Source organism: Amphritea sp. GJ51-11 (assembly GCF_055808735.1).
This window is the reverse complement of record NZ_CM147881.1, coordinates 2,912,284-2,934,436: the sequence shown is the minus strand read 5'-3', so window position 1 is coordinate 2,934,436 and position 22,153 is coordinate 2,912,284. Positions and strand designations below refer to the sequence as shown.

The 22,153-nt window shown below is 48.8% G+C and carries 18 protein-coding genes; 4 read left to right on the top strand and 14 right to left on the bottom strand.

What is annotated here, in order from left to right:
• Positions 1 to 12: 12 nt before the first annotated feature.
• From betA to AC0L4K_RS13065, 10 genes are all read right to left on the bottom strand, one after another.
• Complete coding sequence (gene betA / locus AC0L4K_RS13110) at positions 13 to 1,719, bottom strand: choline dehydrogenase (RefSeq protein WP_473266576.1); 1,707 nt, start codon at positions 1,717 to 1,719, stop codon at positions 13 to 15.
• A 116-nt stretch (positions 1,720 to 1,835) separates the two neighbouring features.
• Positions 1,836 to 3,293, bottom strand: coding sequence for a betaine-aldehyde dehydrogenase (betB, locus tag AC0L4K_RS13105; protein WP_473266574.1), 1,458 nt, complete (start codon positions 3,291 to 3,293; stop codon positions 1,836 to 1,838).
• Positions 3,294 to 3,986: 693 nt separating this feature from the next.
• Entirely contained in the window at positions 3,987 to 4,991 is a 1,005-nt protein-coding gene (locus AC0L4K_RS13100) for an isopenicillin N synthase family dioxygenase (protein ID WP_473266573.1), read from the bottom strand.
• Between the two features lie 116 nt (positions 4,992 to 5,107).
• Positions 5,108 to 6,058 carry a GlxA family transcriptional regulator gene (locus tag AC0L4K_RS13095; protein WP_473266572.1) on the bottom strand — a complete coding sequence of 317 codons (951 nt, stop codon included), beginning with the start codon at positions 6,056 to 6,058 and terminating at the stop codon, positions 5,108 to 5,110.
• Between the two features lie 20 nt (positions 6,059 to 6,078).
• On the bottom strand, positions 6,079 to 7,125 hold the full coding sequence (locus AC0L4K_RS13090) for a GlxA family transcriptional regulator (protein ID WP_473266570.1): 1,047 nt from the start codon (positions 7,123 to 7,125) through the stop codon (positions 6,079 to 6,081).
• Between the two features lie 154 nt (positions 7,126 to 7,279).
• On the bottom strand, positions 7,280 to 8,614 hold the full coding sequence (locus tag AC0L4K_RS13085; RefSeq protein ID WP_473266569.1) for an MmgE/PrpD family protein: 1,335 nt from the start codon (positions 8,612 to 8,614) through the stop codon (positions 7,280 to 7,282).
• Positions 8,615 to 8,720: 106 nt separating this feature from the next.
• Positions 8,721 to 9,749, bottom strand: coding sequence for a glycine betaine/L-proline ABC transporter substrate-binding protein ProX (proX, locus tag AC0L4K_RS13080; RefSeq protein WP_417224194.1), 1,029 nt, complete (start codon positions 9,747 to 9,749; stop codon positions 8,721 to 8,723).
• A 50-nt stretch (positions 9,750 to 9,799) separates the two neighbouring features.
• A complete protein-coding gene (gene proW, locus AC0L4K_RS13075) occupies positions 9,800 to 10,735 on the bottom strand; it encodes a glycine betaine/L-proline ABC transporter permease ProW (RefSeq protein ID WP_473266567.1) in 936 nt (311 codons plus the stop codon).
• A 34-nt stretch (positions 10,736 to 10,769) separates the two neighbouring features.
• Complete coding sequence (proV, locus tag AC0L4K_RS13070) at positions 10,770 to 11,945, bottom strand: glycine betaine/L-proline ABC transporter ATP-binding protein ProV (protein ID WP_473266565.1); 1,176 nt, start codon at positions 11,943 to 11,945, stop codon at positions 10,770 to 10,772.
• Positions 11,946 to 12,380: 435 nt separating this feature from the next.
• Positions 12,381 to 13,589 (bottom strand): aromatic ring-hydroxylating oxygenase subunit alpha, encoded by a 1,209-nt coding sequence (locus AC0L4K_RS13065; protein WP_473266564.1) that lies wholly within the window; start codon positions 13,587 to 13,589, stop codon positions 12,381 to 12,383.
• Between the two features lie 250 nt (positions 13,590 to 13,839).
• Between AC0L4K_RS13065 and AC0L4K_RS13060 the strand changes: the two genes are divergently transcribed.
• Positions 13,840 to 14,811: a LysR substrate-binding domain-containing protein gene (locus AC0L4K_RS13060; RefSeq protein ID WP_473266562.1), complete on the top strand. Its 972-nt coding sequence runs from the start codon at positions 13,840 to 13,842 to the stop codon at positions 14,809 to 14,811.
• A gap of 156 nt (positions 14,812 to 14,967) precedes the next feature.
• Here the strand turns inward: AC0L4K_RS13060 and AC0L4K_RS13055 are convergent, their stop codons facing one another.
• From AC0L4K_RS13055 to AC0L4K_RS13040, 4 genes are all read right to left on the bottom strand, one after another.
• Positions 14,968 to 16,539 (bottom strand): GMC family oxidoreductase, encoded by a 1,572-nt coding sequence (locus tag AC0L4K_RS13055; RefSeq protein WP_473266561.1) that lies wholly within the window; start codon positions 16,537 to 16,539, stop codon positions 14,968 to 14,970.
• A gap of 20 nt (positions 16,540 to 16,559) precedes the next feature.
• Positions 16,560 to 17,084 carry a twin-arginine translocation signal domain-containing protein gene (locus AC0L4K_RS13050; protein ID WP_473266560.1) on the bottom strand — a complete coding sequence of 175 codons (525 nt, stop codon included), beginning with the start codon at positions 17,082 to 17,084 and terminating at the stop codon, positions 16,560 to 16,562.
• Positions 17,085 to 17,137: 53 nt separating this feature from the next.
• Positions 17,138 to 17,533, bottom strand: a complete 396-nt coding sequence (locus AC0L4K_RS13045; protein WP_473266558.1) for a VOC family protein — start codon at positions 17,531 to 17,533, stop codon at positions 17,138 to 17,140.
• Between the two features lie 105 nt (positions 17,534 to 17,638).
• The gene (locus tag AC0L4K_RS13040) at positions 17,639 to 17,944 is read right to left on the bottom strand and encodes a ribbon-helix-helix domain-containing protein (protein ID WP_417224180.1); all 306 of its coding nucleotides are present in this window, start codon (positions 17,942 to 17,944) and stop codon (positions 17,639 to 17,641) included.
• Positions 17,945 to 18,230: 286 nt separating this feature from the next.
• Here AC0L4K_RS13040 and AC0L4K_RS13035 point away from each other — a divergent pair, with 286 nt between their 5' ends.
• The 3 genes from AC0L4K_RS13035 (at position 18,231) to AC0L4K_RS13025 (ending at position 22,105) form a co-directional block, all read left to right on the top strand.
• Positions 18,231 to 19,136 carry a dihydrodipicolinate synthase family protein gene (locus AC0L4K_RS13035; RefSeq protein WP_473266556.1) on the top strand — a complete coding sequence of 302 codons (906 nt, stop codon included), beginning with the start codon at positions 18,231 to 18,233 and terminating at the stop codon, positions 19,134 to 19,136.
• Between the two features lie 3 nt (positions 19,137 to 19,139).
• Positions 19,140 to 20,639 (top strand): aldehyde dehydrogenase, encoded by a 1,500-nt coding sequence (locus tag AC0L4K_RS13030; protein WP_473266554.1) that lies wholly within the window; start codon positions 19,140 to 19,142, stop codon positions 20,637 to 20,639.
• A 119-nt stretch (positions 20,640 to 20,758) separates the two neighbouring features.
• On the top strand, positions 20,759 to 22,105 hold the full coding sequence (locus AC0L4K_RS13025; protein WP_473266552.1) for an NAD(P)/FAD-dependent oxidoreductase: 1,347 nt from the start codon (positions 20,759 to 20,761) through the stop codon (positions 22,103 to 22,105).
• Positions 22,106 to 22,153: the final 48 nt, after the last annotated feature.

Sequence of the window (22,153 nt, the reverse complement as noted above, 5' to 3'; positions counted from 1 at the left end):
TGCCGGTGTCGATTAATGAGCGTTTATGAGCGGCCTTTTGGCGTTACCTAGACGTTGATGATTTTGCCATTCATCATCAATCCAGACATCAACATGGGCCGCGGGTAATGGCTGCTTACCGAGAATGAGGTCTGCTGCTTTTTCGGCCACCATAATGGTTGGGGCGTTGAGGTTGCCATTGGGAATGGTGGGAAAGATTGATGAATCAACCACCCGCAGGGCTTCGATTCCTCGGACTTTACACTGGTTATCCAGTACAGCCATAGGGTCGTTATCCGCCCCCATCTTACAGCTACAGGATGGGTGGTAGGCGCTTTCTACGTTTTCCCGCACCCACTGATCAATCGCTTCATCGGATTCAATGTCAGTGCCGGGCTGAATCTCATCGCCCCGGTAAGCGTCCATCGCCGGCTGGTTAAGCAGTTCACGGGTTAGGCGAATCGTATCGCGCCAGTCCTGTTTATCCTGTGGGGTACTGATGTAGTTAAACAGGATGCTCGGTTTTGCTTTAGGGTCGGCAGATGTTATTCGAATTCGGCCACGGCTTTCGGGTTTGTTAGGCCCGACATGCACCTGGAAACCATGTCCATCAATTGCTTTGCCGCCATCGTATCGTATGGCCGCGGGTAGAAAATGATACTGCACATTGGGCCATTTCAGCCCGGCTCTCGAACGGATAAAACCACAAGACTCAAAGTGATTGGTTGCTCCTAGGCCATCTTTAAATAGCATCCATCGGGCGCCGATCAACCCTTTGCTGATTAAATCCAGTTTGCCGTTTAGGGTGATGGGCTGCTTGCAGTGATATTGGAAATAGACTTCCAAATGATCTTGTAAGTTTTCGCCAACACCGGGTAGGTCGTGTATCACCTCAACGCCAGCGTCTTGAAGCACTTTTTCTGGACCGATACCGGACAGTTGCAGCAGTTGAGGTGAACCGACGGAACCTGCTGCAAGAATAATCTCTTTAGATGCGCTGACTTCGGTGATTTGACCATCTTGTTCATATTCGACGGCGACGGCACGTTTACCATCCATAACCACCTTGCGGGTCAATACACCGCTGAGCAGCGTCAAGTTACTGCGTTTCATGGCATCACGCAGGTAAGCATTTGACGTGGACGCCCTCACACCGTTTTTAACGGTCATATGCATGCTGCCAAAGCCTTCCTGACAATAACCATTGTAATCGTCAGTGGTGGGGTAGCCTGCGTCTTCTCCAGCATTAATAAAGGCCTGATAAAGGGGGTTGAGCTGCATATCATTACCACCACAGGTGGTGAGTGGGCCGTTGCCGCCTCGGTATTGATCGCCACCATGATCCCAGCTCTCTGCTTTTTTGAAGTAGGGCAGACACTGTTGATAACCCCAGCCAGCCGCACCGTGAGCTTCCCATTCATCGAAGTCGCAGGCATGACCACGGACATACACCATGCCATTTATAGACGAGCCGCCCCCGAGCACTTTACCGCGAGGGCAGTGCATCGAACGATAACCGAGGTGCGGTTCGTTCTCGCTATGAAACTGCCAAGCGTATTTGGGGGTGTTCATTGGGTAGGATAGCGCGGTGGGCATCTGAATAAAGATACTTTTATCACTACCGCCCGCTTCAAGGATCAGCACACTGTGTTTGCCATCCTCGGTCAGTCTATTGGCTAGAACGCAACCCGCAGAACCTGCGCCAACAATAATGTAATCGTACTGTTTTTTATCTGTCATAGGTCTACCGCTGAAAAATAAGCTGAATATACTGGCCACTCGGTGCCATACCATTTCATCGTTTCGTGACGCCCTTTCTGTTTAAAAGGACGATTGTTAAGAACGATGGGGAAGCGCTATTCGTAAGGGCACTCGACATCACCCAACTCAACATAGACGCTCTTAACTTGGGTGTAATGATTGAGGGTCTCAATCCCATTTTCCCGGCCAACCCCAGATTGTTTATAACCACCGACGGGCATCTCAGCGGGCGAAGCGCCCCATGTATTAATCCAACAAATACCTGCCTGAAGGCGTGCAATGACTCGATGGGCACGGGAGAAATTTGTTGAGAAAACCCCGGCTGCTAGTCCGTATTCGGTATCGTTGGCCCGCTGGATAACCTCGTCTTCGTCGCTAAAGCGTAGAATCGACATCACCGGCCCGAAGATCTCCTCTTTGACATTTGGCATCTCATCGGTACAGTCAGCAAACACGGTTGGTTTTACAAAGCAGCCTTTCTCAAGGCCGTTTTCAGTGGCCCGCTCACCACCGCATACAAGGCGGGCACCGGCGGCCTTAGCCGCAGAGATGAATCCCAGCACTTTTTCCATATGGTCTGTTGAGATCAGCGCTCCGACCTGAGTATTGAGGTCAGTAGGATCGCCAATAATCATTCGCTCGGTACGAGCAGCGATCTTACTGACAAACTCATCATAGATATTCTCGTGGACGAATACCCGCGTACCATTGGTGCACACCTCGCCCTGAGTGTAAAAGTTCGCCAACATGGCACCGGCGACGGCGTTTTCAATATTGGCATCGGCGAACACGATTAAAGGTGATTTACCGCCTAACTCCATGGTGACCTCTTTGAGTGATCCGGCAGCATCGGCCATAACCTTTTTGCCCGTACCGCATTCACCGGTGAAGGATACTTTGGCAATATCAGGGTGGCGGGATAGTGCTTGGCCGACACGATAATCACCCTGCACAACATTAAACACGCCATCGGGCAAGCCCGCTTCGCTAAAGATCTCCGCCAGTTTAAGTACGCTCAGCGGCGTTTCTTCAGATGGTTTAAAAATCATGCAGTTACCGGCAGCGAGCGCTGGGCCTGATTTCCACATGGCAATCTGAATAGGGTAGTTCCATGCACCGATACCGGCGCAGATGCCGAGCGGTTCGCGACGACTATAAAAGAAGTTTGTGCCGCCTAGATCCTGTTGTTGTCCATGAATGGTTGCTGCCAAACCCGCATAATATTCGATCACATCCGCGCCGGTGGCGATATCAACACAGTTAGCTTCTTGCAGTGGTTTCCCGGTGTCGAGCACTTCCAGCAAAGCTAACTCATCGTTACGTTCACGTAATATAGCTACTGCGCGCATAAGAATTCGGCCCCGTTCGGCCCCACTCATTGCCGACCACACCTTGAAGCCCGCTTGGGCGGCGGTAACGGCTAGATCAACATCGGCGAGAGAAGCCTGTTGCACCGCGGCAAGCACCTCACCCGTGGCTGGGTTGATGCTGTTAAAGGTTTCGCCGGAGGTCGCGTTTTGATAGCGACCGTTAATATATAGAGCTGTTTGCATGGGGCTTAGTCTCGCTTATACGATGCCATTAATGGGGACAGGCATTGGTTATGTACAACGAACCCGGTGAAAAAGGCTGTTGTTAGCGTTGTCAGGAACGATCATTTTTTATTGATTGATCGTTTAATTAAAAATAATACTGGCTATTTAGTGAGCAAATGTCAAAAGTGAAAAGTGTCGTTTTTAGAACTTAAATTTTTTAATCGACAATAAGTGAGTGTGTTCTTTTTAAACAGTAGTCGTTATTTTTAAAATAAATGCATGATTTTAAAGAAATAAATTTATTTAGGTTTTTAGGTTGATTTTTAGCTGATAGAGGCGAAATGTCGCAAAAAGATATTTTCATGACGTGAACGGTCAGTGATTTTAACGCCGGTATATTGACTATTAGGGGATATGTCGTTTCTGATTCATGTCGTTTGACGGTTTTTAACTGCGACTTATCGTTGAATATCTGGGCGAAGACGTTGCTGAATGCTCTGGCGTTAACATTCGGGCTTAATCGTCAGTCTCAATGAGAGGGTTATCTGGAGGGTTTATCGATAAGGGATAGAGAGTCTGGCAGTTGTATTATAGCTCTTGAGTGATCGATGTTAATGATTTGAGATGTGAGCCGCTCGACCATGCTTGGCTCACATCAACGTTGGGCGAGTCCGCTTAAAAAGCGGACCCGCCCTGATTTATGCCTATCGATCAGTGTGCTTGATAGTCATTAAGGTGTTCATAGCTATCAACAAAGCGGCGGTACTTATGTTGTCCACAGGTATAGGGCTGATAGCGTGGTGGGTTATCTACCCCCTGACACTGATCAATCACTTTCACTTCAGCATTGAAATCCAGATCCATGAAGAAGGGGATTGAGTAGCGTTCTTGGCCACTGGTGTTAACCACTCGGTGAAGCGTAGAGATATAACGGTCATTGGTAAACGTTTGCACTAGATCACCAATATTAACAATAAAGGTATCGTCAATTGGGGGCGCACTGATCCATTCGCCATGGGCATTCTGTACTTGAAGTCCGCCAACATTATCCTGCGACAGTATGGTGAGAAAACCATAATCGGTATGTGCACCGATACCAATCTCGCGCTGACTCACCGCGCCTGCCTGCGGAGGGTAGTGGAGTAAGCGTTGAATGGTGATGGGGTTTTGTTGTAGCTTTTCAAAATAATCAGCCGGTAGGCCTAAGCTTAATGCGATACCACTGACTAAGGTTCGCCCTAGCGTCATCATGGCTTGATGGTATTGTTCGGTGATGATGCGAAAACCGTCGGGGTCATTTTCGGGCATAAGGTTTGGGCCGAAGAAGGGCGAGACCTTATTCTCGTGCAAGCCAAAATCAAAGACTTCTTTATAATCACGGGTATTGTCTGGATCTACATTTTCACCATACATGGGAATATAGCCGCGTAATGTTGGCCCTGAATGAATAATATTGAGTTTCTGCTTCTCTTCCATGGGGCGATCGAAGAAGGCTTTTGTTTGTGCATACATCTGTGAGATAAGCTGCTTATCAATACCGTGATTTTTGATATAGAGGAAACCGACATGTTCACAGACAAAGGCCAGTTCTTCGGCGACTTGCTGAGGGTTACTGCCATCGATCAGAGGAGCTATATCGATGACCGGTATTTCGTTGAAGGTTGTGGTTTTACTTTGTAGTGCTGGATCGATTTGAATGGCGGCTGCAGTAGACACGATATCACCCCTAAAATGATGGTCTGAATTGTTTTTTTCTGTGATCTTAAGTGTCAGTGATGAGGGGGTGTATGAACTATCACCAAAGCGAAATAATAGCGTGTAAAAGCGAGAAATTAATGTTTTCTAAGGGCCGAGGGGGAACAGCCGTAGCGTTCTTTAAAGCATTTGCCAAAGTGGCTTTGTGAACTGAATCCGGTGGCCTGAGCAATGGCACTGAGATTCAGGTGACTTTCTTCCAGTAACTGTTTGGCTTGCTGTAAACGCAGTTGAATATAGTAACGGCCGGGGGTTGTTTGTTCATATTTTTGGAACACCATTTCTAAATTGCGCTGCGTCGTGCCTATCCGCTTGGCCAGTGTGGCAATGGGATAGGGGTTATCAAGGTGTTTCTTCATGAGTTCGACCGCCGCCCCTAAGCTGGGTGATTTAATTCGCAAGCTGACTTGCTGGCAAGTGGTCTGCATCTCAGCACTACTACGGACTCTTTCTTGCATAAATTGCTGCGAGACTTGATAAATAAAATCGCGTCCCTGATCTTGCCCGATAAGGTAGAGCATCAGGTCGAGAGTGGCAGTGCCACCGGCACTGGTGAAAATGTTATCGGTGACCGTATAGAGATTTTCCTGTAGAGCAATCTGCGGGTAAAGCTCAGCAAAAATATTCAAATGTTCAGGCACTAAGGTACAGCTCTTACCCTGTAATAAACCACATTTTGCAAGAATAAAGCTGGCGCTACTCAACGAGACAATTCGACGACCCTGTCGGTTTAATTGTTTGAGCAGATGGGTTAACGCGTCGTTGTGATAGCGGGCGCAATGTTGATAGCCGGCAATAAAGACAAGATCGCTTTGATAGCTGCTATCTAAGCTTGCCGTTACTTCAACGGGTACACCATTAGAGCTGATAATATGGTTGAGGTGAGGGCTGCTTTCAGGAGAGCAGATAGTGAATTCATATAGCGCTTCACCACTGAGTTGATTAGCAACGCTGAGGGCTTCAATCGCCAGTGAAAAGGAGGTTAGGGCGAACCCTGGCAGTAGTATAAAGCTAACATGGATACTCAAGGCCGCACCTCTCTTTATGCTCAGCTATTCTGCTTTTGTCGAGCAGCGCTGGGTGATAAACCGAAATAGTCTTTAAAGCAGTTGCTAAAATGACTCGTACTGACAAAACCGCAGGCTAGTGACACATTGGTAATACTCTCATTGCTCTGTAGCAACAAGCGGCGGGCATGGGTGATACGTAGTTCCAAATAATAGCGTGATGGACTGGTTTCTAAGTGTGATTGAAACAGACGTTCCATCTGGCGGCGGGAGATATCGATGCAATCAGCCAGCTCTTCAAGGCTGAGAGGCTCTTCGATATTATTGCGCATCAATACCATGATATTGCGCAGCGTTTCTGGAAAGGTTGGATTATCACCGACCTGTAACGGAATTGATTCTTGATTTTCGGCAACCTGATCGCAGCTCAGAATCTCTCTTACGGCACGAACAATGTCATTACCTTGCCGTTGGGCAATCAGTTTCAGCATCATCTCTAGGGCGCTGACGGGCCCGGCACAGGTGGCGCGTTTTTCACCAATCACCAGCGTTTTGTCGGACACCTTGGTATTAGGGAACTGTTCGCGCATATAAGCATGGTTGTCTGGATGGGCGGCACACGCTTGTTGTGTCATTAGGCCGGCATGGGCCAGTGGAATGGCGCCGTTCCATAGGCCAGCCAAGGTGATGCCCAGTTTATCAGCCGCTCTTAGGCAGGTGGTAAGTTTTGCATTGGGGGCCAGTGAGCAGCGAAAACCGCCGCAGACAACCAGTATGTCCAGCTCATTACGATGTTGAATAGGCAGGGTTTCAATGGTGCCGCCGGTGGCGATATCGATACCTAGATCACTGGTGACCATACGGGAATCGATCCCGAGGGTCATATAATCAAAGCGCTGCCCCGGCAGTACGAGGTTGGCGGTTACCAGCACATCGACCGCCCCAGTAAAGGCCACCATCGAGAAGTTTTTCTGCAGAATGAAACCGACTTTAACCAGCTGTTGCTCAGCGTTATTTTCGTTTAAAAATACCTTGTTGGTATCACTGATCGCTTTGCTGAAGTCTCGTTTGGTCGGTGAGTCTGTCATTGATCGCGTCTCTATAGATGAAAAGATGGGCCGTTTAAGGAGGTAATTGTACTGTTATTTTTAACAATAGATGTAGTCATTGCGACCTTAACGGCTTTTTATCTCGCTTTATCAACGGGTTGTGTGGGGTTGGAAAAACGTTCCAACAACCTTTTTAGGGTTGCATAATTAGATTAAATAGCGTGTTACAGTGTGGGGCATTATCCAATTGTTCAACCGCGGCCACTATCTGCTGGCATCGGGCTAGGTCAAGGTTAACACCGGCGAGTCGGGCAAACTTCTCTTTAAACTCGAGGTCACTCATCGGTGTGTTTGGATCACCTTTGGCCTGGGTGATCGGACTAGTGAAACAGCGACCGTCTTTCAGCGTTAGGGTAACGCGGGACAGGATCTCTTGCGGAAACCGTGCAGACAGGTCAGCCGCTTCTTTAATCTCGATCTTGCCACTGATCGCTAGAATATCATCGGCAAAGATAGCGTCCCCGGTTACTTCAGACGGGCCTACCTGACCCCTGGCAATTAAGGCGGCGACCGGAAAGGCCAGCCCATATTGCGCTTCATCGGCATTTTGCGGGAAATGCCCTTGGAGTCGCATCGACTCGTGAAAAGTTTCAATTTCGATCTTATTGACACTGTCGCCGTTAATCTCTGGATGCTCGTTCAGTAGTTCTGTAACGGCGGTCAGTGATGGCTGTGCCCAGCGGCATACGGGCCAAGGCTTAAAGTATTGGGCATCGATCTCCCAGCGTTCACCTAGGTCATCCCAGCAGTGGGCGATCGTCTCGTCTGCAACGGTTTCTGCTGGTGCGCCGGTAATACCCGATTGCGCCATAAAAACGGCATTAAGACCGGCATAGGCACCCGCACCATGGGCATCGCGCAGGTTGGATGGAAAATCAACTAAACGCATCATTGGGCAGCGTGGGCCAAAGTATTCGGCGATTCCCAATGCGTGCATAAAGGTGTCTTCATCTAAGTTCAATAGACGGGCTGCGCCGCACACCACGCCGATCCCGGAAAATGCTCCCGATGCATGGTAAACAGGGGCGTTGTGCATCAGTGCAACACCGGCACGCAGTCCGGTTTCATAGGCCACGGTCAACGCGGACAAGAAAGTTTCACCGCTGATCTCATGACCCTGCTGACGATAGGCATCGGCCAGTGCCAGTAGGGCAGGTACGACCGTCGCGCCAGCATGACCTTTAGAGGTGAAATGGCCTTCGTGGGCGTCCAAACTATCGGCACTGAAACCACCGGCCCAGGCTGCACCGAGAGGATGGACTGAACGTCCGTCAAACAGTAGCCGAGCGCTATGATTGACGCCAGGGTAGTGTTGTTGGGCATAGTTGCGGATGTTCTGACTGGTTTGGTTATTGATGGCGCCCGCTAGCACGCCAATGATATCCAGCAATGAGGTGCTGACACGGTGACGGGTTGCTTCAGGTAGGTTAGAAAAACTCAGCGTTTGCACAAAGTGATACAAATTCATGACAAGTAATCCTGCTGATAAAGACTCAGTAGAGGGTAAAAAAGGCACTCGAAAGAGCTTCTCGAAAGCGTCTCTCGAAAGTGCCTTTGTTTAGCGTAGGGTGAGATTATTTTGCCACGGCGCGGGCAGCGGCTAACCAGCTATCAAACTTAGCTTGATGAGCGGCAATCCAGTCGTGCGCATGACGCTTGATATCAGCAACGGATTTTTCACCATTTTGCATCTTCAAGTTTTGTGCACTTTCATCGCCAGCCGAGATCTGTACCAATGATAGGAACTTAGTGGCGACTGGGTTTTCTTCAGCGAATTCGCGATTCAAGACAGATTTCACCTGATCGACAGCAAAACCAAGATTTTTACCCTCGAAGCTGGTGTTAACATCGTTGTTGCCATCGGGGAGTGAGGTGTAAGGCACTTCCAACCAAACAACATCTTCACCTTCTACCAGTACACCAGCGATCCATTGTGGAACCCAAGTGAAGTAGAATACTGGCTGCCCTTCTTTATAACGGGTAATAGTATCGGCCATTAAGGCAAAGTAAGATCCCTGATTGTGGCTAACGGTGTCTTCTAAATCATAGGCTTTCATATGATGGTTAATCACCAGTTCACAGCCCCAGCCGGGGTTACAACCGGTTAGATCGGCTTTACCATCATCGTTGGCATCGAATAGTTTGGCAATCTCCGGCTTTTGAAGATCGGTCAGCTTGGTGATGTTGTATTTATCGGCGGTCTTTTTATCGATCAGGTAACCCTGTAAAACACCGGGAATGATATCCCCTGCTTTAACCATGTACTTATCGCCACCGGCTTTTTGATAAAAGCTGTCATGGAGGATATCCCACATGTGTACACTGAAGTCTGCATCACCATAAGACAGCGCCAGCATCATGGTGGCATATTCGGTTTCTTTAGGCTTTTCAACTTCGTAACCGAGGGCTTCCAATCCGGCAATGGCTATTTCGCCACGAAAACGTTCTTCGGCAATACTGGGAAAGATGGGGGTGACTTCAACGCCTTTACCCGGCATGGATTCCGCTTGGCTGGTCGCACTGAAGGTCAATGCTGCGAGGGCAGCGGTTGCGGTCAGTTTGACCATAGAGCGGTTGAGCTTTTTCAGGTGTGACTGGATCATGTTTAAATCCTCATTTATTTTTTTAAGTTGAGTATCATTTAGCTAACGGATTAGCGGGTTTGCATGCTGCGATAGCCACGCACGAAAAAACCAACGGGACCGGTTTCGTACCAGTGCAAGGTATTGCTTGTATCGGAACGTTCGCCCATTGCCTGTGTTAAGCGATCAAGGAAGATGGCCAGCAGTACCAGACCTGCTCCGCCAACGGTTGCCAGTCCCATATCTAAACGACCGATACCTCGTAATACCATCTGCCCAAGCCCGCCGACCGAAATCATTGAAGCGATAACAACCATTGAGAGTGACAGCATTAGGGTTTGGTTTACGCCAGCCATAATTGTGGGCATGGCTAAGGGAAGCTGAACCTTCACGAGCATCTGTTTGGGTGTGCAGCCGAATGCGCGGGCGGCTTCAATCTTATCTTCGGGCACCTGACGGATACCGAGATTAGTAAGACGAACCAGCGGTGGCAGGGCAAAGATGATGGTGACCAATACGCCGGGCACATTACCAATACCAAACAGCATGACGACCGGCACTAGATAAACAAATGCGGGCAGTGTTTGCATAGCGTCGAGCAACGGACGGACGATTCTTTCTACGCGGTCGCTACGGGCTGACAGAATGCCCAGTGGCACGCCGAATACAACACAGAAAAACAGTGAGGTGAGCACCAGTGAGAGGGTGGTCATTGATTCCGACCAGACACCGATCAAACCGAGGCTGAAAAGAGTAACGGCGCAAAATAGCCCCATTTTTTTGCCGGCGAGTTGCCAGCCCAAGAGTGACGATAAGATGATACCGATCAGTGGTGGAATCGATTGTAATATCGCTTCGGAGAACTCTAAGACCTGATCAATTGGCCAGCGGATAGCGCGAAAAAATTCACGAAAATTTTGTACTAAATAGTTAAGAATGCTCTCGACCCAGTCACCCAGCGGGATAGTGAGAAACTGAAAAGGGTCTAGCAGGTTAAATTCTGACATAGTTCTTCCCCGAATTATTGTTATTAAAGAGTGATTAGCTGTGGCTCAGTGTTTGCAGCAGTAAATCTTTGGAGATCACACCACAGAAGCTGCCGTTGCGAGCGATGACCGGCACCGGATAGCTAGAATTGGCGACTTTTTTGATCACATCTTTGATCATGTCGTCGCTATAAATGGATTGATGCTGTTTGACCTGCCGGGAGAGGAGGGCATCAACACTATCGGAGGCGTCAACCTCGTTAAGCGGCACAACTCCCTGTAACTTGTCCTGGCCATCCAGTAGATAACCAAACTGGCTATTGGCTGGATTAAACGGCTGTACAGCGCCATTGATGCGAATGGTGCAACTGCTTTCTTTACAGGCAATGTCGCCGGCTTTAAGAAACTTACTGACATCGACACCTTTGAAGAAGGTTTCAACATACTCATCAGCGGGGTTGCTCATAATCTCTTTCGGGGTACCGACCTGAATAATTCGGCCGCCTTCCATAATGGCGATACGATCGCCGATACGGATCGCTTCATCGAGATCGTGGGAGATGAAAATAATGGTGCGCTCTTGCTCTTTCTGCAGCCGGATCAGTTCACCTTGCATCTCATAGCGAATCAATGGATCGAGTGCCGAAAAGGCTTCATCCATCAGGAGAATGGTCGGGTCATTTGCCAGCGCGCGTGCTAAGCCTACGCGTTGCTGCATACCGCCGGATAACTGGTGTGGGAAGCTCGAGCCATGTTCACCTAAGCCCACCTGTTCGAGTGCTTCAAGGGCTCTGCGTTCGCGTTCGTGGCGTTCGATACCTGAGATCTCCAGACCGAAAGCGGCATTTTCCATCACTGACATATGTGGCATCAGTGCGAAGGACTGGAACACCATGCTCATCTCTTTACGGCGAACATCCAGCAGGTCGGCATCACCTAGGGCGGTAATATCCTTACCGTTTAACTCAATGGTGCCAGCGGTGGGTTCGATCAGCCGATTGAGCAACCGGACCATGGTTGATTTGCCTGAGCCTGAAAGGCCCATGATGACAAAAATTTCACCCTTCTTAACGGTAAATGACGCATCGAAAACACCGACCGTCTGACCCGTTTTATCAAAAATTTGATCTTTACTTTCGCCGTTACGGAGCATCTGCATTGCCGTATCCGGTTGGTCGCCGAATACTTTATAGACGTTTCTGATAGACAGAATATTTGTGGAGTCTGTCATGCTGCCCTCTATCAATTTTTATGATTGTTATCTTTATGAACTACGGTGAGCGTCTCCGTCAGTCCTTTAATGGCTGTACCGCCAGGTGATCGTCTCGATGATCAATTTTCGGTGCAGCATTTTTCTTATTGTTCGTTGTTCACCCCATTTAAGTTAAGGGGTTTAAGAAAAATCGTCCAACGACTAATTTTCCGTAAAAACCATAACGTTTGGTTATCAGTGATGATAAAAATGCAGCTTAAAACTGTATTAATAACTAAAAATGGGGGAAAGCAGGGGCGAGAGGGTGAATCAGCTCTATCGTCATATGCAGGGCGTGAGTGTGGCGAATGCGGTATTTAGAACTATTTAAGGACTGTCTTGAGGGCTATCTTGAAGAGTATAAACAGAAATACCCAGCCTGCAGAAACAGGCTGGGTGGTGGACAGTTGTTGCTTAACTCAACTTGCTTTTCATCGTATCGCAGTACCAATCGACAAACTGACATACGCCATTTTCGGCAACTTCAGAGAATGGACCAGGGATATAAGAGGGCGAGCTAACACCTCTAAAGGTTTCTTCGACGAGCTGACGGTCCTGATCGTTAGTGGCCAGCCAAACTTTGGTGAGTGTGTCGAGGTCATAATCGACACCTTCAACGGCATCTTTCGGCACGATCCATTTGGTGGTGACCAATGTTTCACCGGAAGATAGCGGTAATATCCTGAAGCTCAGTGCATGGTCGCCCAAAAAGTGATTCCAGGTGGATGGGTAGTTGAAATAGAGCAGTGCGCCGATATCTTCAACATCGGTATTATCTAAACGACCGTTGACCGCTGGCTTGCCGTCCATAGTGTAACTCACCGCTTTGGTGGCCAGTGGAATGCGGGTCATGCGGTATTGGCCCGCTTCATCCATCACTAGACGACTTGGTAAACCCGCTGCTTCGCACTTATCCCAATGAGCGGTCAGTTCTGGATCATCGCTACCGCCAACACCGGCAACCGAGAGGTTTTCGACGAATGAATTTAGCAGCTCTGGATGGTTACTGTCGCAGTGATAACATTCGCGGTTGTTTTCAAATACCAGTTTCCAGTTGCCTTTTTCAAGCAAGTTGGCTTCATGGGCGACTTTACAGTTTTCTAAGTTGTGTGGCGCAATAAAGGGGGAAACATCCTGACGAAACTGCTCGAAATCCGAAGCCTGCTCTGCAACACAGATATAGATGAAGCTGTTGACGATCTCGCAGTGTACCGGCATCAGGCCGTGATCATCATTGTTGAATTTTTCACCCATGTTACCCGCGAATAGAAGTTTACCATCGAGGCCGAACGTCCATTTGTGGTAAGGACAGACTAATTTAGCGGTTTTACCTTTGGCTTCAGAGCAAACGCGCGAACCCCGATGACGACAAGCATTATGAAAGGCGCGCACATTATTTTGATCGTCACGCACAATAACGACAGGGTAATCACCCACCTGAATGGTCAAATACTCGCCAGGCTTTTCGATCTCAAAAGTATGACCGGCAAAAATCCACTCTTTATGCCAGATCTGTTCTAGATCTTGCTGATAGACCTCTTCGTCACGATAGATCTCGCGGGTCAGTGCGTGCCGAGGTTTACGTTGATTGATGAGCGCCAGAGTTTTGGTTTTGCTAGTCATTACTATGGTTCCTATGACCCTACACTGCGGTAGGTTTTTATTGTTATGGCTTTATCGGCCGCCGAAGTTACACTGGTGCTGCTGTCGTTGACGTTCATGCCGGTGTCGTAAGGCTGAGTGACGAAAGCTGCAGCACGGTTTAAACTGCTGTTAGTAAACTGAAACCTGTTTATATTTGTGATCTCAGTTTATGGCCGGGTGAGAAACCGATAAAGCGACTTTTTATTAAGAGAATTGAATACCTGACGTTATGGTTAAACATGTAGAGCCTGATCAGATTTTGGTGAAGATGCCGTCGTTGCGAGCGGTTAGGTCTTTTGTTGCAGCCGCGAAGTATCAAAACTTCACCCGTGCAGCAGAAGCATTGTGTGTTACTCAGGCGGCAATCAGTCGTCAAATTAGAGAGTTGGAAGCCTCTCTAGGGGTTAGTTTATTTAAACGAGCAGGTCGAGCCGTTGAACTAACCGAAGCGGGCACCATTTTTTATGATGCGGCCTACCTATCGTTCGTTAACATTGCTCAGGCAGCCCAGCGGATTAAAAATAGCGATAAACGTAAACAGGAACTTATTATCTGTTGTTCGCCTGCCTTTTCGGCGTTTTGGTTATCGAGTCGCTTACCCAGTTTTTTTGCGGATCATCCTGAAATTGATGTGAATATTGTCACCACCAATAATTTTTTACAGATGGAGCCGGGTGTTCATCCAGATATCTTTATCAATAAAGTGAGTGACCCCCGCGAAGGCTATCATTCGATCCCCCTGTTTTATGATCTGATCTATCCGGTATGTTCACCTCTGTTTCTGAAACAGAACCCGGATATTGTCACGCTGGATGGTTTGTTAAATACCACTTTACTCAATCTTAGCCCCTATGGCCGTTCTCAGATTGCCGAGCATGTTGATTGGGAAGTCTGGTTGGCTAGTCAAGGGGTGTCCATTGATGCCGATGGCCGTCGGCATGTATTCAATGCCAATGATTACAATATGCTGATTCAGATGGTGCTCAACCATCAAGGTGTTAGCCTCGGCTGGAATCAGTTAGTGAAACCGATGATCGAGCAGGGCTGGCTGGTACGGGTCGGTGAGTTTGATACGGATTATCGAGAAAAGCTTCATTATTTGACCTACTCCGAAAGTAGAAAGGATAATCCCGCTTTTCGTTCATTCAGAGACTGGTTTTTGGAGGTTATCCAAGCAGAAGAAACTTGGGTGGGTGAGTAAAGTTGCTGAGTTAACACTCAAACATTACTTGTCTATCATCTTTGATAAAAAGCCCCCCGAAACGGGGGGAAGTCACTTAGATTAGATCGCTGACCAATCGTCTCACAGTAAGCACTGCGCCGAATGGCGATCAGTCAGGATCGAGTGAAGCGAGCTTTAGATATTCGTGGCTGCCATTTCACGGGCAATGTATTCAGATTGCCTAATGGCTAACGCGACAATGGTGAGGGTTGGGTTTTCAGTCGCCCCGGTGGTGAACTGACTACCATCGGATATAAAAAGATTATCGATATCGTGGCTCTGTCCCCAGCCATTAACAACTCCATCCTTGGCGTTGAGGCTCATTCTGTTGGTGCCAAGGTTGTGGGTGCTAGGGTATGGAGGCACTCGAATGGTATTGAGCGCACCAATCGATTCATATACCGCGGCCCCTTGCTTGTAAGCATGTTCTCGCATGGCAACATCATTCGGGTGATCGGTCACATGAACATTGGCAACCGGTAGGCCATATTGGTCTTTGACCTCATGGTTTAGGGTAATACGGTTGGTTTCTTGCGGCATATCTTCACCAACGAGCCACATACCGGCCATATTTTCATAGTTGTCCAATTCGCCGGTAAACTCTTTGCCCCAACTACCTGGGTTCAGGAAAGCGGCTAAAAAGGGTAGACCGAGTGATATGGTTTCCATTTCATAGCCTGCGACAAAACCCCGTTTTGGATTATGTTCGGATTCATCCTGAATAATACCTGCCATGGTGGTGCCGCGATGCATATTGACGGGTTTCTCAAATACGCCATAAACGGAGCCGGTCACATGGCGCATATAGTTTCTGCCTACCTGACCTGAGCTGTTAGCCAGTCCATCTGGAAATAATGCGCTGGCGGAATTGAGTAATAGGCGTGGGCTTTCAATTGAGTTACCGGCGACGCAGACAACGCGAGCCTTCTGGTTGTGTTGCTGACCGTTAGCATCGACGTAAATCACGCCGTCGACTTTACCCGCCTTGTCATGGGTTATTTTTAATACATGCGCTTCGGCTCGCAGTTCAAAATGGCCGGTAGCCTGTGCTTTAGGAATCTCGGTATAAAGCGTTGACCACTTCGCGCCCATTCTGCAACCTTGAAAACAAAACCCTAGCTGGCGGCATGATGCTCGGCCATCTCGGGGCTGTGAGTTGATGGCCATACGTCCGGTGTGAACTTCTTTGTAGCCAAGCTGTTTTGCGCCGGCTTCCATCACCTTATAGTTATTGTTGCCGGGTAGTGCAGGAATGCCGTTGGTTTGCGTGACGCCCATTTTATCTTCGGCCATATCATAATAAGGCTCTAGATCTTGAAGCGTAATAGGCCAATCTAATAGGTTAGCGCCCTCAACATGGCCATAGGTGCTAAGACCTTTAAATTCATGTTCTTGAAACCTCAAGCTGGCGCCTGCCCAGTGCAACGTCGAACCGCCGACGGTTTTACAGATCCAAGCGGGTAGGTTAGGAAAGTCTTTAGCCACTCGCCATTCGCCGGACGCGGTGCGTTTGTCCAGCCATGCTTCTTTGGAAAACATTTCCCACTCTTTGTTGACGAAATCAGTTTTAAAATCGAGGTGCTTACCTGCTTCGAGACAGACAACGTTAATGCCTTTCTGTGCTAATTCATTACTGAGTGTACCGCCACCTGCACCGGAGCCGATGACAACCACAACACCGCTATCGTTTAGATCAAATTTTTTCATTGTTATTATCCTCAATCTTTTTAGTGGTTTGGCAGCCAGTCGATATCGTTGAAACCGCGTTCTAGATAACCACCGTAAGGGAAGGATGGGCCTTCATAACCGAATAGGCTCCAGATCTTGTCATTGTTATACAGTGCCACCACGATGTGACTACGTACCTGATTAAAGAAAGGGCTGCCTTCGATCTGCTTTACGACAATAAGTTGCTGCTCGGCAGACAAGGCTAAGAAATTGTCTTGGCTGTGTGAATTGAGGGTTTTTACGCCTTCGTTAAGCAATTTCAGCAATGCAGGGTCGTTTTTGGCTTTCGCATCCAGACTTTCAACGCAAGCGTCATAGTAGACGTCAGTCAGTTGGCTGTGAGGGTATAGCGTTCGACAGAAAGCCGAGAGGCTCTTGCCGGTTGTATTATCGATGGTTGTCAGCGTCATTGCCCACGCACTGGGACTAATGCTGATGCCTGATAGGGCGAGCGCAACCGCACTTGCCGCGGTAATCGTGCCTTTTTTTAAGAAGCTTCTACGGCTCAAGCTTTGCTTTTTCATACTCAACTCCGGACTTTTATTGTTGTGGTCTTTCGGAATGGTGTAACGGGTCTCTATTGATAGCGGCCATGTTTTTCTAAAAACTCGATTTTGTAACCGTCTGGATCGGTGACAAAAAAGAAACGCGCTAATAATTGATTATCACGGTGAAACTCTTTTACCTCAGCAGGTTGATAGCCTAGTTTTGTGAGTTTCTCTTGCGAGGCGGCGGCATTGTCAACACAGACGGCGAGGTGGCCGTAGCCGGAGCCATGGGAATAGGGTTCGGTTTGGTTGTGGTTATGGGTGAGTTCTAATTCGAAATCGTTTTCGTCGTTACGCAGGTACACCAGTGTGAAATCGTCAAAATCGAGACGTTCTGCGATATTCAGGTCTAGCGCCTGTTGGTAAAAAGAGAGTGAGCGATCTAAGTCGAACACTCGGATCATTGAGTGGATAGCTTTTGCCATGGCGGAATAAACCTCATCTGATTGATACAGTAGAGGTTAATTCTTTCCGCGCAAGCTTGGTGGTACTGGAGTACCACAGGGAAGGTTAGTCAGAAAAAAGATGGTTTAGCTCGCTACCGACAGTTGCTCGTGGGCGGTTGTCATGACTTCGTCGGGTTGTTCTAGGTAGAGGGCGCAGGCACAACGTAACAATGAAGCGAAATTAGGGACATCGCCATTAATAACCAGTGCCTCATCATAAATCTTGGAGAGAAATTGCGGTGTACTCATGACCTGCTCAGCGGCGACCCCATCGAGAATATTCCAGAATTTAGCTTCCAACTTAACGCTTGTCGAGTGGCCAGCTAGACGGAGTGAGCGGGATATGAATTTATAATTCTCAGGGTTCTGACCAGCAAATATATGGCACATGGTGAGGTCTCTTTTTATTTTTAGAATATTTATTGAGCAACAGTATAGGTATTGGGAGGCTGTGTTTCCAGAGAAGTTATCGGCGACCTAGCGCTTTTTTTCGTTCTCCGTGGTGCCATTAGTCAGCTGATTTATCATTTATTTTCATAACCTAAAGTTATGAATAGCGCGCAAAAAAGGTTGATTGCGGAGATATCGGCCCTGTCGTTACCATTTTAGTAAGTTCGGATAGCCCATTCAGTAGGAAGAATCCGGTCATATAACAATGATAACGAAGGTAAATGAAATGTATTTTGCAGGGATCTATACGCCAGTTGTTACGCCATTTAAAGCAGATTATACGGTTGATTATGATGCTTATGCTATACATGTACAGTATCTGCTTGATTCCGGCGTTCAGGGCCTGATGATTGGTGGTACCACGGGTGAATACTATGTTGAGAGCCATGCGGAAAGGGTTGAGTTGCTGAAGATAGCGCGCCAGATCTGCGGTGATAAGCTACAAATTATTTTTGGTACCGGCTCTCTTAATCCTCTTGAGTCGATCAAATTAGCCGAAGATGGCGCTAAGTATCAGGCCGATGTGATTCTTATCTCTACGCCGCCTTACTCTTTGCCAACTCAGAAAGAGCTGGCTGAACATGCATTGACCATTGACCGGGCCGCTAACCTACCCGCGATGCTTTATAACTACCCAGATCGCATGGGTGTGAATATGGAAGCTGAGTTTTTCGATCGCATCGCCGACTGCAGCAATATTTGCAGCATTAAAGAGAGCTCAGGCGACATCAACCGTCTGCATATGCTGATCAATGACTATCCAAACATTCAGGTTGCCTGTGGTATGGATGATCAGGCGCTGGAGTTCTTCGCTTGGGGCGCTAAAAGCTGGGTGTGTGCTGGATCTAACTTCTTGCCGCAGGAACATAAGGCTCTCTATCAAGCCTGTGTTGTCGATAATGACTTTGCCAAAGGCCGTCGTATTATGGCTGAGATGATGCCGCTGATGCATGTGTTGGAACAGGGTGGCAAGTTTATCCAGAGCGTTAAGTATGGTGTCACACTGGACGGTCGTGTTGGCGGGGAAGTGCGTAAGCCGCTGCTGGGGCTAGATGATGCAGAGAAAGAGGCGATGGCTCAGGTTGTCGCTCAACTAAAAGAGAATATTGCCAACATTGTTGCGGAGGGTTAAGCGATGGCTGATTTACTGACACATGATGAATATAAAGCGATTGCGGCTCAGCTGACGCCGCCGTCTATGAGTTTTATTAATGGTAGCTTACGGCCAGCCAGTGATGGCGGCACCATTGCGGTGACCAATCCAGCGACCGGCGAGCGGATTACCGAGATTGCCGCCTGCACCACTGAGGATGTTGATTATGCGGTCGCAAGTGCGCGTGCGGCGTTTGAAAGTGGCTGCTGGAGCAAGATGCATCCGTCTGAACGTAAAGGCATCTTGATTAAGCTAACTCAGTTGATCGAACAGCACGGTGATGAACTGGCGGTCTTGGAATCTATCGATTCGGGTAAGCCCATCTCTGATTGCGTTACCATCGATATTCCTGAAGTGGTGCATACCATTAGCTGGCATGCGGAATTGATCGATAAAATTTATGATCAGACGGCCCCTGTTGGCTCTGGTGCGATGGCTATGGTAGTGCGTGAGCCGGTCGGTGTGGTCGGTGCGGTGTTGCCGTGGAACTTCCCCATTTTGATGCTCGCTTGGAAAATGGCCCCTTCACTGGCGGCAGGCTGTTCAGTGGTGTTGAAGCCTGCTGCGCAGACCTCATTGACAGCCATTCGGGTGGCTGAATTGGCGGCCGAAGCGGGCGTGCCTGCGGGCGTGTTCAATGTGGTGACGGGTTCGGGTCGTGTCGTAGGCGAGGCGATTGGCCGTCATATGGATGTTGATATGGTGACCTTTACGGGCTCTACCGTCACTGGACGCCGTTTCCTTAACTATTCTGCGGACTCTAATATCAAAGAAGTCGTGCTGGAATTGGGCGGTAAAAACCCCTGTGTAGTGCTCGATGATGCGGAAGATCTCGATACCGTTGCCGAGCAAGTGGTTGCTGCGGCTTTCTGGAACATGGGTGAAAACTGCTCTGCGGGTTCTCGCTTAATAGTGCAGGAAGGGGTTAAAGAGGCACTGCTGGCGAAAATTGTAGAACATGCCAAAGAGTGGAAAACGGGTGATCCCCTCGATCCTAGCAATCAATTAGGTGCGCTGGTCGATAAAGGTCATTTCGATAAGGTTACCGAATATTTCGACATCGCAAAACAAGACGGGCACCGGCTAATCATGGGTGGCGAGTCTGTTGATGGTTGCTATGTTCTGCCGACGATCTACGACGGTGTTAAAAACAGTGATCGTTTAGCCACAGAAGAGATTTTTGGCCCTGTGCTTTCGGTCATCACCGTGAGCAGTTATGAAGAAGCGATCGCCGTTGCCAATGATACTGAATATGGTCTGGCCGCCTCTGTCTTTACGGCGAATGCGCGTAAGTCTATGCGTGCCGCTCAGGCACTTAGGGCGGGTACGGTTACGGTTAACTGCTTTGGTGAAGGTGATATCACCACGCCATTCGGTGGCTACAAGCAATCCGGTTTTGGTGGCCGTGATAACTCCATTCATGCCCATGATCAGTTTACGCAGTTGAAAACAATCTGGGTCGATCTCGGTGATGAAGCGTAGATCGTTGCGCTGATTGACAGCTAAAGCACCCTATATTCAGGTAAAAAATTCAGGGCGAACCACTGTAAAGGGGTTCGCTCACGGGAGGCGCTTGCCTGATGATAGGGGCGGAAAAAGTTATGAAGAACACGATAAATGTAAAACGATTGCCGAAAGACCCAGGTCCCGCCGCGTGGAATCGTATTCTGCCATCATCCGCCGGTTATCCGACACTGAAGGATGATATTCATGCGGATTGGGTGGTGATCGGCGGCGGATTTGCCGGATTAGCGGCGGCACGTCGTCTCAGTCAGTTAGTGGGGGATGAATCCATAGTGGTACTGGAAGCCAGCCGGATAGCCGATGGCCCCGCTGGTCGTAACAGTGGTTTTATGATTGATCTGCCCCATGAGCTAAATTCGGATACTTATGCTGGCACTCAGCATCAGGATCAACAACAGATTCGTCTTAACCGTGCCGCGATTGAGTTTGCCCGTGAAACGGCAGAAGCCTACGGCATGGGGCGTCAGGTATTCGATCCGTGCGGAAAAATGACCGCCGCAGGCACAGCCAAAGGTATGGCGCATATCGAAAGTTATCGCGGCCACTTGGATGCTCTGGGCGAAGCCTATGAACTGAAAAGTGCCGCCGATATGAAAGATTGGACCGGTAGCGATTTTTATCAACAGGGATTATTCACCCCTGGGGCGGTGATGATTCAGCCCGCCGCCTTTGTGCGACAAGCGGCGAGAGGCATGAGTGAGCGGGTATCTATCTATGAGAATAGCCCGGTAACGTCGATGCAGTTTGGGGTGGAGCATCGTTTAATCACACCGGGCGGAAGTGTACGTGCTAAGCGGGTGATTCTGGCGGTCAATGGGCATATTCAATCCTTTGGCTTTTTCCCTAGCCGGTTGTTGCATGTGTTTACCTATGCATCGATGACTCGGGCGCTGAGTCCGCAGGAAGTCACCCGTTTGGGGGGCGTGGAAGACTGGGGGATTTTACCTGCCGATCCGATGGGCACCACGGTTCGGCGCAGCTCAGATTACCGAGGCAGTGGCAACCGGATAGTGATCCGTAACCATGCAACCCTGAATCAGTCGATTGAAGTCAGCCCTAACAATATGAAGCGGGCAGCGGGCTTACAGGATCGCTCCTTTGCTAATCGTTTTCCGATGCTTGAAGGGGTGGAGATGGAGTATCGCTGGGGTGGACGACTCTGTTTGTCATTGAACTCCATGCCCGCGTTTGGCGAGATTGAAGAGCGGGTCTGGTCGGCTTGCTGTCAGAACGGGCTCGGTACTGTTAAAGGCACATTGTCAGGCATGATGGCAGCGGAGATAGCGGTATTAGGCCGTTCAGATCTGTTAACCGATTATCTTGATCATCAACAGCCTAAACGTTTACCCCCTGAACCTTTTTTATCGTTAGGGGCTAATGTGACCATGCGCTGGAAAGAGTGGATGGCCGGTACTGAACTCTGAAGGGATATCCCGAACAGCGTTTAAATAATAATGATAAACACCAGCCAA